We start from the raw sequence: 13,544 nt of genomic DNA, 5'->3' as shown, positions 1-13,544 counted from the left end.
CATTTATGAAGGCATTAATAGTTGATGATATTGCACAGGCAAGAAATACGCTCAAAAAAGATCTGGAAATTTATTGTTCCGATATTGAAGTTGTTGCAGAAGCAAGCGGGGTAGTGGAAGCGGTGAAATATCTGAATAAAAACAAGATTGATATTGTTTTTCTGGATATCCAGATGGAAGATGGCAGCGGTTTTGATGTGCTTGACATGATACCTGAAATTGATTTTCACATCATATTTATCACGGCAAATGATGGGCATGCTTTAAGGGCATTTAAGTATTCCGCAGTCGATTATTTACTGAAACCGGTTGACCCGGACGATTTGGTTAAAGCCGTTTCGAAATTGCAGAAGCTATTGCCGGAACAACATTTACGTTATGATTTACTGAAAGAGAGTAATAAGAAAAAGCATAATGAAATATTGGCGCTGAATTCACAGGACCGGATTCAGCTGGTCAGGATTGACGATATTATCCGTTGCCAGAGCGAAGATAATTATACCTTCTTCTTTATGGAAGGTGGTAAGAAAATTGTTGTTTCAAAGACCTTGAAAGAATACGATGAATTATTGCAGGAACATAAATTTATTCGTGTACATCACAGCCATCTGGTAAATGCAAGGAAAATACTGGAATTACATAAGAATGATGATTTGCTGATATTATCCGATCATTCTCAGGTACCCGTAAGCAGCAGGAAGAAACAGGATGTCATTAAGGCTTTGGAGAGTTTATGATATTACATTAAAAGAGTTGTCAACTTTTTAAAAGTTGACAACTCTTGTGATAATAAACTATTTTAATCCCCGACTTTCACCCATTTGCCCGCCTGCTGCGCTTTATAACCCTCATTATACATCGGGTAACATTGGGCCAAGGGTAAATAGAATGTTCCTTTGTACGATGCATTCAAAAGCACATAGAAGGTTTTTGTTTCCTTTGGCGTTAAATTGAAATAGTAATATACGCCGTCATCCTTCGCATCTTTATAATCGCAGCTCGAATTCTTGTTGATCGTTTCATCATCCATATACCTGTTGCTGATAATCTGCCATCCATTTGCTATGCCGAATTCCAGTGCCACATTTTGCATAGATATATCAGTTGTATTGCTTACCTCAATCTTAGCCATAAAATTTGTTCCATGTTGCAGGCTCCATTCTTTTAGGCTGTGGTTATTCATGTCCCAGTAGCTGATATTTAATTTCATGCCCCTGTTTATTAATGGCGCGATGAAATTATTGTCCGAATATCTTTCATTTAGTGTGAGGTACATTTTCTGTGCCGAGCTGTTTTTAAAAATAATATTACCGTAAGCAGCCACGGTACTAAGTTTCACAGTTTGCGTATGTTTTGAAAAACTGTATGCCTTCCCGTTCAGGCTATAATTATGGATGCCCTGCTTATCCAGCGAATAATATTTGGACAGCGCCGTTAATGCCAACGATGTCGATATAGTGCTGTTCCAATAATTATTGCTTAACAGACGGCTGATGTCATTTGCAAGATTCTGACAATAAGATTTGGAACCCATATTGTTTAACGCAATCAGAGACATGCTTTCATCTCTTAAATCGCTGCCGAACGTATTGCTGTAATCCAACGAATTATTACTTTTTGCTTTAAATGTCAGCAGGAGGTTTTTCGCTACATCGTTTTTGCCGATTAAGCTGTATGCCTTAGCCAAAAAGGCTTTTGAAGTATTGCTTTGCAAGACTTCACCCTGCATCTTATTCATAGAAGTAATATCCGCCTGATTTAATCTTGCCAATAAATACAACCTGTATGCCTGTGTCAGCTCTTTATCCCAATAAGTATAAGAATTTGCCGTGAAGCTGTTTTCATGATGTTTTGCAGCCTCTTTCTGATAATTCAAGGCATTCTTCCAGATATAATCAGATACGACAAAACCTTTGTCCCTGGCTTCTGTCATGAAATGTAAAACATATACGCTCGCAAAATCATTCACCTCGTACTGATAAGGCCAATATGCAAATCCTCCGTTATAAGTCTGGAATTGATGCAGTTTTTTGAGCACAATGTCAACATGGTCTTTGATTTCTTTCGCTTCATCATCATTTACGTCCTGAACATCATTCAGAAATAATTGTGCAAAAGCAGAAGAGGTAGTTTGCTCGACGCATCCATGCGGATATTGAATCAGATAATTCAGCCTGTTCTGGAAATCAAAATTCATTTTATCATTAACATCCAGCGTACTGTTATAAGTGCCCTTCATGCCTTTTACCCCTGCATCTATTGTTATGCTGCTGCCCGCATTTACTTCAAACGTTTTTTGATGATTGATGACAGGCTGCGTCGGCTTTACCTGAATTTCTATTTTTTCCTTTGTTACCTCCTTGCCGTCTGTAGCAGTAAGTTCCATATTCAGAATGCCCACAGCTTCCGGCAATTGCAGATTGAAATTTACAACCGCATCCCCTTCATCGTTAAATGCAATATTTTGTTCCTGATTGAATTTATAACCTTGCAGTCCTTCAATGCGGCATGTTACTTTTACTTTCTTAGCCTTTTTATCCAGATTGAAAACCGTTACAGGCAGCATATAGTTTTCCTTTGCTGACATCATTCTCGGAGCAGAGGTCAAAAGCATCAATGGTTTCTTTACATAAAACTCTTTTTCCGCACTTCCGGAATTGTAATTGGAATAGGCTATTACAAAGGCTTTCATTCTGCCGCAGTAATTAGGGATAACGAAAGTATGTGTTTTCTTTTCTCCGGCTTTCAAATGAAAAACGCCCAGATTTATAATGGCAGGCTTAAACCTGTTTGCCTTTGAATCCTCGCTTTCATCATAAGAACCATCACCGCCAATGGTAAATACATTTTGGATAACACCCGCATAAGCGCCAATCACCTGGTCATACATATCCCATGTCTTTATTTTCAGTGATTGCTGACTATTCATAAATTCCCAGATATCAGGCAAACGGTAATGCGTTAAATCCAATAAGCCCTCGTCAACCAACACCAGGCTGTAATTCATTTCCTTACCGCTTGTTTCCGAAACCTGAATATTCGCAGGTGTTTCAGGTCTTATTTCGTCATTCATTTTTATGACAGGCAATAACTTTGTCTCAGGATTTTCAATCTTTAACGGAATGATGCCGTATTGTCTTATCGGCGAGCCGTCTTTTGTATAATGGTGTGGCTGCAATACCGTAGCATGAACATATACTCCAGGAGCCATTGTGGCATTGGTTTCTATGTCAATCGGCTCATTCTTCTTATTGCCCTTCACCCAAAATTGTTTAATGATTTTGCTGTCAGATTCTATATTAATAAGAATATTGGCGTTTTCAGGTGCAGGTACGCTCAACTTAATATGTTCACCAACGGTATAAACTTTTTTACTGGAACTTAACTGAACAATCGTTTCATAATCGGCATCATCAGAGCTATATCTTTCCCAATACGGATTGTCAAACACTACAATCATGCCGCTTTCATGTCCGCTGGCAAGGTCTTTCAGTACAATCATATACCTGCCATAAGGTTTGCCGATATTGCCGAATTTGAAATTGCCATCACCTTTCGCCGCAACCCATTGCGTGTCTTTTACGCAGATTTTACCGCTATAAGATTTAAAAGTTGCAATGTCGTCTTCATCCGCTTCGTACCAGTTGCTGCGCTGCATTTCATATATTTTCAAATGCAGATGATGGCCCGCCACCAATACCTGGTCTTTGTTTACTATAACATAAGGGAAAGCATAACTTTTGGTATAATCAAGCGAACCGTAATAGCTGCCGCCATCGGGCGATTTCAATCCCACATAACTGTCAAAAACGGAGATATTGGAAACAGATTTGTCAATACTGAAACCTCCGCCTTGCTCAAAAGCTTTAAACACATAGCTTGCCGACATGATGCCTGGAGCATCAGCAGTGGTAACGCCCGGTATATTATATCTCGCTATACCCGAATCGTTGGTAATAACTTCCGGTAATTCAAAATTGCCTCTGTAATCTTTATTGTAAGGCGCTATGAATTGATAATCGCTGAACTTAGTGAAGTAATTCCAGTTTGGCCTTAAAGAAGCAGCGCACTGTGTTTTTAAGCCCTTGCCGGTAGCGCCATTCAGCCACATTACTTTTAATTGGACAGTACTGTCTTTTTGTGTCAGCAGTTTGCCGTCCACATTGCTTTCCAGCTTCATTCTGTTAGGTACAATATACTCCAGCAAAATATCCTGAGAGAACCGTGCATTCCCTACCGTTACAGTTGCGGTGTAGCTCCCCATTCTCGCATTATCCGCAGTCTTGAAATACAATGGATAAATATGACCGGTATTTTCGGTGGTCGTTCTGCTGAAAATCGTTTTCCCGTCGGGGTCGCTTAATTCAAACTTAACAGGATGTGCTGCCGGCAAAGGATTACTCTTGTCATTCAAAACAAAATGCAGGAACACGGAATCGCCCGGTCGCCATACGCCACGTTCGGCATACAGAAAGCCTTTCAGGCCATCTCCCCGGTCTGTTCCTTCAATGTCGAATTTTGACAATGACAACGTGTTGGAATTAGTCAATTTTAAATACGCTCTTTGTTTTCCTTTTTTTGCAACTAATAAAAACGGCTTTTGATTAGGGCTTAATCTCAGAAAACCATTGGCATCAGTTGTGCCGGCAGCAATTTTCTCCTGGGTGTAGGAATAGAGGCTGATTTCCGTATTGGGCAATGCAGCTGCATTTAACAGGTTAGTTGTTACAATTCTTGCTGTTTTATCTTTTTCTTCCTGATAAATAACACCAATATCACTTGCTAAAATATTGCTGCAGATGGCGCCGCCATTATAATAACTGTTTTCGCAAGGATCTTCGTCTTCATTCCAGCGCCATGTATCATAGCCGTCAAATCCGTTACCGTGCCAGCCGTATTCATTCCATGTCGAATCCTCTGTGTCTTCAGATTCATACATGTAATTTTCATTGTTATCATCATTATTGTTATCGTTCCGGCAATCGAGGTAAGTGTAATCTTTTTTGAAACGGATACAAACCCTGTAAAGTGCGCCGGGTTCAGGTTGTATTAATTTACCTAAATCAAGGATGTGCGTAGTCCATTGATTTTGGGGATTGACCGTATCTGCTATGATATTTATTTTTTTCTCCACCACAATTCTGCCTACACGCGTTAAGCCGTCATCGCCATCCAGTTCATTTACCTGTAAGAATTGATGAACATTATTTTCCCTGATTTTAATAATGCGGACATCTACTGTATGGATACCGATACTTTCGAAAGGATATAACAAACCCTGGCTGTTAGGCAATATGCACCCTTTGTTCTGCCGGCGCAACGCGGGTTTCACCCCCTCAAATTCCACAATGCCCGTATTGGTGGAATCCATTTTGTAATTTTTGTAATTCAGTATGCCTTTGTTGACAGTTACATTTTTCGTTCCTTCAATTCTTTCATTGAGAAAAACGGACACCACATTTCCTGTTATGTTGAATTTTAAATTGGAAGCGTCTTCAATTTCTATTATACCATCTAATTTCTGACTCGGTTGGATGGCATCGCTGAAAGTGATATCCAATTGCTGGTCGCCATCATCTTTCACCTCCATGCTCAATACTTTGAAGTTGCCGAGGCTTGGAACGGAAATTGTTTTTTCTTCTTTATTCTTTAAACCAAGGCTTTTGCAATTCCATTCCAGATGCAGCTTTTCCTCCTTGTTTTTTCTTTCGATGCTGTCAACAATTATTTTATATCTTTTCGGTTCTATCTGCACACAAGTAACAGGCAACGATTTGTCGCCTTCTGTAGCATGAAAGCATTTCTGTATTTCTTTTGGATCCAATTCAAAATTTGAAGTGGCTATCAATGTATAATTCTGCCATTCCGCAACATAAGGATTGTTTACCTGCAGTCCCGGTTCAGAAATATCCATCTTCTTTTCATCTGTCTCAAAATTGAATTCAAACGTCCTGAACTTAACAGGCGTATTGATGAATTTGCCTAATTTGAATCTGACATGATAATGCCTTCCCTGCTGGAATTGTTTTTCAGGTTTAAATCCGATTGTCCTGTAATCCACCCAGTAAAAATTTCCGTCAACATCGGGTGAAATGCTGATATGGTCTTTCAGAAAAGAAGAATCCCTCTTTTCCGCCGACATGCTGTCCAATACAGCAGCTGTCAGTTCGATTTTTATTTCCGCATCCATGTCTACTTTCCCCGATGTAAACCCGGAAACGTATTTGCCGAATTCGGCGCTGGAAACTCTGGAAGAGGGGCCGCAACTGTTTAAATAGATAGCTGCGATACACAGGCAGGCAATCAAAAGGTTTTTCATGAATTAAATTTGAATCAAAATTCGTTCGGTTCAGCACCCAAAATAAACATTTTGAACAAGTGTAGGTATTCTTTGATTAAGTGTGGAGAAACAATTAATTTATTAGCTTTGCTGCCTGTTTATATCCCAAAATACTTTCTTAATTATATGTCAAGCAATTCATTTTATACTCGTATTCAAGGCGAGATTGAAGAAATTAAAGAGAACGGCCTCTTCAAATCAGAACGTCGCATTGATTCCGAGCAGGGAGCCGAAATATTGGTGAACGGTAAAAAGGTTTTGAACTTTTGCGCCAATAACTACCTTGGGCTTTCTTCTCATCCGAAAGTGGTGGAAGCTGCCAAAAAAACTATTGATGAACGTGGTTATGGCATGAGTTCCGTTCGTTTTATTTGTGGTACGCAGGATATTCACAAAGAACTGGAACAAAAGCTTTCTAAGTTTTTGGGAACGGAAGACACCATTCTTTACGTAGCTTGTTTCGATGCCAATGGCGGTGTGTTTGAACCATTGTTAGGCGAGGAAGATGTCATTATTTCTGATGAATTGAACCATGCTTCCATTATTGACGGTGTGCGTTTGTGCAAAGCAAAAAGAGCACGTTATAAGAATAAAGACCTGGCTGAACTGGAAGAACGTTTAAAAGAGCACAAAGATGCCCGCACCCGTATGATTGTTACCGATTCTGTATTCTCTATGGATGGCACTTTAGCCGAATTGGACAAAATTTGCGATTTGGCTGATAAATATGATGCTATTGTGATGATTGATGAAAGCCATTCTTCCGGTTTTATGGGTAAAACAGGTCGCGGTGTACACGAATTATGTGGCGTAATGGGACGCATTGATATTATTACAGGTACATTAGGAAAAGCTTTGGGTGGTGCTTCCGGCGGATTTACATCCGGTAAAAAAGAAGTGATCGAAATGTTGCGTCAGCGCAGCCGTCCTTATTTGTTCAGCAATACCGTTGCTCCTTCTGTAGTAGGCGCTTCCATTGCTGTATTGGATATGATCAGCGAAACAACGGAATTAAGAGATAAACTGGAAGCAAATACCAAATATTTCCGTGAGCAAATGACTGCCGCAGGTTTCGACATCAAACCCGGCACACACCCGATTTGTCCTTTAATGTTGTATGATGCAGTATTGGCGCAAAAAATGGCTGCCCGTTTATTGGAAGAAGGTATTTATGTAATCGGGTTCTTCTTCCCTGTAGTGCCAAAAGGCCTGGCACGTATCCGTGTACAGATTTCTGCCGGACATGAGCAACACCATTTAGATACTGCTATTGCAGCCTTTACTAAAGTGGGTAAGGAGTTGGGAGTGATAAAGTAGATATGAGATATTAAATGTTAGACTTTAGATTTTAGATATTACTGCAAACATGTCCCACACTTTTAAAAGTGTGGGACATGTTTTGACCTTAAATAAATTTTTATGTTTCTTTGGCAATGTCTTGCAATTATATGAGGCAATGTTTTTTATTTAACCAAAATTTTAATTAACCATGAAAAGAGTTTTATTGATTGCAACAGCTTTATTCTTTGCTACGCCAAACATAAAGGCACAGGATAAAGATGAAGAAGTAAAAACAGTTCTTGTATCAGACGATAATGCTACCAATTATTATTATGAAGGGATTGTTCCTGTAGAAGGAGTTACAAAAGAAGAAATGTTTAAGAGGGCGAAACAATGGGTTCTTTCAACCTTTAAAACAGAAGATAATAGTGCCGGATTTGATGAAAAAGAATTCATCATATTTAACTCTCCTACTATTGTATTAGAGAAATTTAAAAGTGCGCCCGGCGATTATGTAAATTTTAAGATTAAACTTTCTTTTAAGGATGGAAAATATAAGTTTCGTTTTGATAATCTTATGGTGAAATCTAATAATTTTCCTATTGATCCTCCTGTAGCTTATAACGGAACTAAAATGTTCCCGGGTAGAGGTGCAAAGTATAATTCAAGTGTAATTGAAAAAGTAAATAAATCTCTTTTGGCTTTATCCATTGATTTAGAAAATAATATTAAGGGCGGAGCCAAGAAAGACGATTGGTAATATTAATGAATTCAACTTGTAACATGTCCCACACTTTTAAAGTGTGGGACATGTTTTTGCTATAAACTTTGAATTTTAGCCTCGTTAAATCTCAAAAAAGTAATAAATGCAGCCTTCCATGTAATACATCCGGCCTTTACTTTAATACATTGAGACTTTACTGTAACACATGCAAGCTTTAGTATCATACATTAAGACAGTAATATGATATATGCCGACTTTAGTGTTATACACAAAAGCTTCATTTTGATAGATGGAAACTTCAATATAACACATTCAAACCTTTATGGAATACATTCAAACTTTCATGTTATACATTCAGCCTTCCGGCTAATACATCAAAACTGTGGTTAGAAAAATGTTCGGAGAAGACTTGCCTCAAATCAAAACATATGGCAGATTTAGCCATTCTCCTATTAAATTCTTAATTTTACAGCCTTAAAAATCAAACCTTTAATATTAAATTCTCAATTTCCAATGTCCGTATATGTAATAGATGCCGTACGTACGCCGATAGGTAAGTATGGCGGTACTTTGAGCAGTGTCCGTCCTGATGATATGTTAGCGCATGTTATTAAATCTCTGGTGGAAAGAAATCCCGGATTAGATGTAAATGCTATTGAAGATGTGATTGCCGGAGCTGCTAATCAGGCGGGCGAAGATAACCGCGATGTAGCGCGCATGTCTGCATTGTTGGCCGGATTACCTATTACTGTTGGTGGCAATACTGTTAACCGTTTGTGCGCATCAGGTTTACAGGCTATCATGGATGCAAGTCGTGCTATTCAGTGCGGAGAAGGTGAAATATTTATAGCAGGTGGCGTGGAAAGCATGACCCGTGCGCCTTTTGTAATGGGTAAATCTGATAAACCTTTCGGCCGTTCGCAGGAAATGTTTGATACTACTATGGGCTGGCGTTTTATCAATCCTAAATTATCTGCATTATATCATCCATATACTATGGGTGAAACAGCGGAAAATGTAGCTAAACAATGGAATATAAGCCGCGAAGCACAAGACCAGTTTGCCTTTGAAAGCCAGGATAAATATCAGAAAGCTCATGAAGCAGGTAAATTTGCAGATGAATTGGTGCCGGTAACCATCGAACTTGGAAAAGGAAAAACTACTGTCTTCGACAAAGACGAGCATCCGCGTATGTCTCCATTAGATAAGCTTGCAGAATTAAAACCCGCTTTTATTAAAGACGGTACTGTTACGGCAGGTAACAGCAGTGGTATTAACGATGGTGCAGCAGCACTATTATTAGCTTCTGAAGATGCAGTAAAAAAATATAACCTAAAACCGATTGCAAAAATTGTCAGCCGTGCTATTGCCGGAGTCGATCCTTCTATTATGGGTATCGGGCCTGTACCTGCAACGGAGAAGGCATTGCAGCGCGCAGGCTTGACGATTGAGGATATTGGCCTTGCAGAACTAAACGAAGCATTTGCATCGCAGTCATTGGCAGTAATGCAGGACTTAAAAATCAATCCTGAGATAGTGAACGTAAACGGTGGCGCTATTGCCATCGGTCATCCGTTGGGTTGTAGCGGTGCGCGTATTTCGGCTACATTATTGCATGAAATGAAACGCCGTAATGTACGTTATGGTTTAGCTACCATGTGTATCGGAGTAGGGCAGGGCGCTGCTATTATTTACGAATTGGTATAAAATGAAATAGACATTTATAGAATGCCGGACTCAAGTTATTGAGTCCGGCATTCGTCTTTTTATATACATTTGTTTTAACTGCAAAATTCCCCGGACATGAAACTATCGTCTTTTCTTATAATTGTTCTGATTATTCCATTAGTATTGGGTTCTTGTAAAAAGAAAGTACAAACCGAATCGCAGCAATATGTATGCGGGCGATCTTGTTTTTATCTTCCAGCAAGCCCTGTATTTAAAGGGTTTTCTGCCGACGAATTGAAAATTGTAGTATTAAATAAATATGTAGCCAATAGTCAATTCGATACTTTGGAATTGACCGATACATTAGATTTGTCTAATAGCATTTTTGCAAGTGATACAGCTTATGCTGCAAGTAGCTCCCAATGGGTGAAGAATGGATTTTTTGAAATAAAGGTAGGTAATGATTATACGATTGTTATTCCGGCAATTAATAAAGTCTTTTCTATTACCAATGTACATGAAGGACCAAAATCTTTTACTTGGTTGCAGGATACACCCTGTTCCACATCTCCCGGTAGTTTGCAGCCTGATTTCTCATATTTATTATTTGAACTGAATAATAAATATGCTGATATCTATTATTTGACTCCACACAATTATTTAGTCTATCTGCAACGTTAAAAAAATTTCAGATCATTCTTAGTAAAAGTCCATTCTGGCGTCTCAATTATATCCGCACCATTAACGGAATACCAGGGCGATAAATCATCATTCATCTGATTGCGCAAAATATGGATATCCTGCGCAGGCATATAACTTTGACTTAAAAGAAAAATAGTGTCTTTGGTTTGAGGGTTATAAGCCATGTCCATTACCGTTACCGCATGTCCGTAAGGTTCCCGCTTTTGCAATAGAACATCACCAGGTTCTATCTTTGAAAATGAAACGGGCTTCATTTGATTGTACAATGATTTTGTTCCGGCATAAGAATAAACAAGGTCAAGGTATTTCCTCAAAGTAGCATGTGTGTAGCTTATGCCAGTCTGCTTTATCCAGCTGCAATTATTGCCGTTAAATTTTACCCTGTAACCATTTGCATAGTGTTCAAAATCGCATAGGAATCCATTTGTAAATTGAAATTTTATATCATTGTATCGGTTTTGGGAAAAAAGATATTCTGCTCTTAAGCGCATAGCAGCATCTGCACATTGTTGTAAATCCTTGTTGCCGACATCTATATTCAGAACTGCATATTGTGCGGATTGATTCCCTTTCTTAATCCCGCTGAAAAGATAAACGGTGTTATCGCTTTTTAACTGAATATTCCTGGCGTAAACAGCAAAGCTATTATTGCCTGCAATTATCCTTTTATAGCCTTTAGGTAAAGGAAGATCACTTAACTTTTGCCGGATATCAGGAGTGTTATTATGCTGTTGAAAATATTCCGACGGCGTTTGTGTGCATGAACTCAGGAGAAATGTTATAAGGGAAATTAGTTTCATCTTATTCGATTTTTCCTGAAGACGTACAAAGCAGAAAAGTTCACAAGAATTGACAGTGATCTTTTATAATCTTTTTTAGGAAGCCTTATTTAAAATCACCACATTCAGTTTATTCTTCTCCGACGCTATGTCTTTGTATAACTTTTGATAAGCTTCATAAAGATTTGCTTCATACACACCTTTTATTTGCTTAAAGGTCCGTACCATAGTTATTTTATCGTCTTTAAAATTGAAATGCACTTTATACAATGCAAAAGGTAGTTTCGTTTCTATATCCGTCGGCATGTTTTCAATTGTCGCACCGGCAGGTATTGTAACTTCTATGCTGTCGGTTATTGCGTATGATTCGTTCAACACAATTGGTAACGTTCTTGGACTTAGCTGATATAAATCTTCCATAGGATTGCGCATCCAGGCCATATTTATAAAAGTCCTTTTCTGCGTGCTATTGATAATTCCGTTTACATCCGCCTCAATTGATTCGTTTAAGGAAGGAATATGATTGTCATTTAACTGATGGTCATAATGATATGTTTTAACCGCATAAGAAGGGAAGGAGAATTTCTTATTGACCATTTCGGAAACTTCTTTGGCCGATTTGGTTTTTACGAAATTGCTTGTGGGATCCTGCATAGGTCCTGAATAAACATTTGTCAGATAAACAACCTGATTGTTAGTGTTGGCCGGATCAAAATTCATGACTGCTTTCCTGTTCACATAGTTTACGTTTTCATAATAAGCAGGTGTATGCGCCAGCCATCCGCCATGTTCCGTTGTTATAAGTACATCTCTGTCTGATGTAAAATCGCTCAGATATCCGGCCGGGCATAATTGACTCGTACACTCTACCCAAATGGTGTCTTTTTGCTGCGGTACACATAAAATAACGTGATTGAAATTATTATCAGGAAAAGTCCTGTCCAGTCTGTCAATATCCTCGGCACCGCCGTAAACCAATGTTGTATAAGCCGTAATATCTGCCGCTTTTAATAAAGCTTTCAAATAATTTACCAATCCCTTGCAGTCGCCATAACCGGTTCTGCATACATCCTTCGCTTCAAAAGTTTGCCAGCCGGAAATGCCGTATTCGTCGGCCACATACCTTGTGCTTTGCTGCATGTAAGCATACAACTTCTGAACTTTACCATAAACGGTCGGTTCATCTGCAACCATTGATTTTACCAACGCTTTTTTATCCTCCGGCAACTCGTCTCTGCCATCATTAAGCTGATAAAAGAATGCGCCCATCGTTTGCCAGCTGTTTAAATCACCTTCATGTTCATAAAGCCTGAATTTAGAAGGGCTTAGCGCCACTGTTGGCGCATCAAAATTTCCGGCCTGACTATTGGGCTGCTCTTTGTAGGCCGCAAGGTTACTAATCTGCCATGAATTGGTTGTTGAGCCTTTTGAATCTTTTGTTTCTTTTTTTATGAGATTGGCTGGCATTTCATATTCCTTATACCTTGTCGGCAAATCGTCAGGATGCGTTATTGTTAATTGCGCATTTTCTACCGAACTAATAGTTGATACCCTTGCCCGCCATGAAGGGATTAGAAAAGTAGATTTTAATTTTTTCTCTATATGGAAGACTACTGTATAAGGATAGTTTTTGTATTGAAAGCTGAAGAACTTCATACGCTGGTCACTATTAAACTCAAAGGATAATCCATAAGTAGATCTGTCCTGTATATCTCTTTGTTTTAAGGATTGGATTTCTTTTCCATCAGCATCTATTAAAGTTGCATCTATGTCCTCAATAGAAGATGCCTTGTTGTAACTCTCCACCAATTGAGAAAACACCATGCCTTTTTCGTCAAAAATAGTTACGGCATAATCCCTGACCGATTTTACATTTTCTATATCTACAACATTAATTACCGTGTTGTCATACCTGAAAGTAGCATGGGCGCCACTTTTTAATGAATCCGGAATATTCCTGACAGCAAGGGCTTCGTAGTTCTCTTTTGCATGTAAAGCAAAAGGCAGGGTTGCGAGAATGCAGATGTTAATTAATTTTTTCATTATAAGG

At 38.8% G+C, this 13,544-nt stretch carries 8 protein-coding genes; 5 read left to right on the top strand and 3 right to left on the bottom strand.

Annotated elements, in window-relative coordinates:
* The first annotated feature begins 5 nt into the window (after nucleotides 1–5).
* Nucleotides 6–737 (top strand): LytR/AlgR family response regulator transcription factor, encoded by a 732-nt coding sequence (locus tag F0919_RS03300; protein ID WP_150031287.1) that lies wholly within the window; start codon nucleotides 6–8, stop codon nucleotides 735–737.
* A gap of 62 nt (nucleotides 738–799) precedes the next feature.
* Here the strand turns inward: F0919_RS03300 and F0919_RS03295 are convergent, their stop codons facing one another.
* On the bottom strand, nucleotides 800–6,319 hold the full coding sequence (locus F0919_RS03295) for an alpha-2-macroglobulin family protein (protein WP_150031286.1): 5,520 nt from the start codon (nucleotides 6,317–6,319) through the stop codon (nucleotides 800–802).
* Nucleotides 6,320–6,466: 147 nt separating this feature from the next.
* Here F0919_RS03295 and kbl point away from each other — a divergent pair, with 147 nt between their 5' ends.
* The 4 genes from kbl (at nucleotide 6,467) to F0919_RS03275 (ending at nucleotide 10,694) form a co-directional block, all read left to right on the top strand.
* On the top strand, nucleotides 6,467–7,657 hold the full coding sequence (gene kbl, locus F0919_RS03290) for a glycine C-acetyltransferase (RefSeq protein WP_150031285.1): 1,191 nt from the start codon (nucleotides 6,467–6,469) through the stop codon (nucleotides 7,655–7,657).
* A gap of 172 nt (nucleotides 7,658–7,829) precedes the next feature.
* Entirely contained in the window at nucleotides 7,830–8,381 is a 552-nt protein-coding gene (locus tag F0919_RS03285) for a DUF4468 domain-containing protein (protein WP_150031284.1), read from the top strand.
* A gap of 477 nt (nucleotides 8,382–8,858) precedes the next feature.
* The gene (locus F0919_RS03280; RefSeq protein WP_150031283.1) at nucleotides 8,859–10,052 is read left to right on the top strand and encodes a thiolase family protein; all 1,194 of its coding nucleotides are present in this window, start codon (nucleotides 8,859–8,861) and stop codon (nucleotides 10,050–10,052) included.
* A 96-nt stretch (nucleotides 10,053–10,148) separates the two neighbouring features.
* On the top strand, nucleotides 10,149–10,694 hold the full coding sequence (locus F0919_RS03275) for a hypothetical protein (protein WP_150031282.1): 546 nt from the start codon (nucleotides 10,149–10,151) through the stop codon (nucleotides 10,692–10,694).
* On the opposite strand, the gene F0919_RS03270 is transcribed toward F0919_RS03275, so the two are convergent.
* Together F0919_RS03270 and F0919_RS03265 are read right to left on the bottom strand one after the other, a co-directional pair.
* Entirely contained in the window at nucleotides 10,691–11,515 is an 825-nt protein-coding gene (locus tag F0919_RS03270; RefSeq protein ID WP_150031281.1) for a DUF4846 domain-containing protein, read from the bottom strand. The two genes, F0919_RS03275 and F0919_RS03270, sit on opposite strands and share 4 nt — an antisense overlap.
* A 75-nt stretch (nucleotides 11,516–11,590) precedes the next feature.
* Nucleotides 11,591–13,537: a DUF3857 domain-containing protein gene (locus F0919_RS03265; protein WP_150031280.1), complete on the bottom strand. Its 1,947-nt coding sequence runs from the start codon at nucleotides 13,535–13,537 to the stop codon at nucleotides 11,591–11,593.
* Nucleotides 13,538–13,544 lie beyond the last annotated feature (7 nt).

Source organism: Taibaiella lutea, from assembly GCF_008629695.1.
Taxonomy (GTDB): Bacteria; Bacteroidota; Bacteroidia; order Chitinophagales; family Chitinophagaceae; genus Taibaiella; species Taibaiella lutea.
Note: the sequence above shows the minus strand (reverse complement) of the source record. Positions and strands in the feature narration are given on the sequence as shown.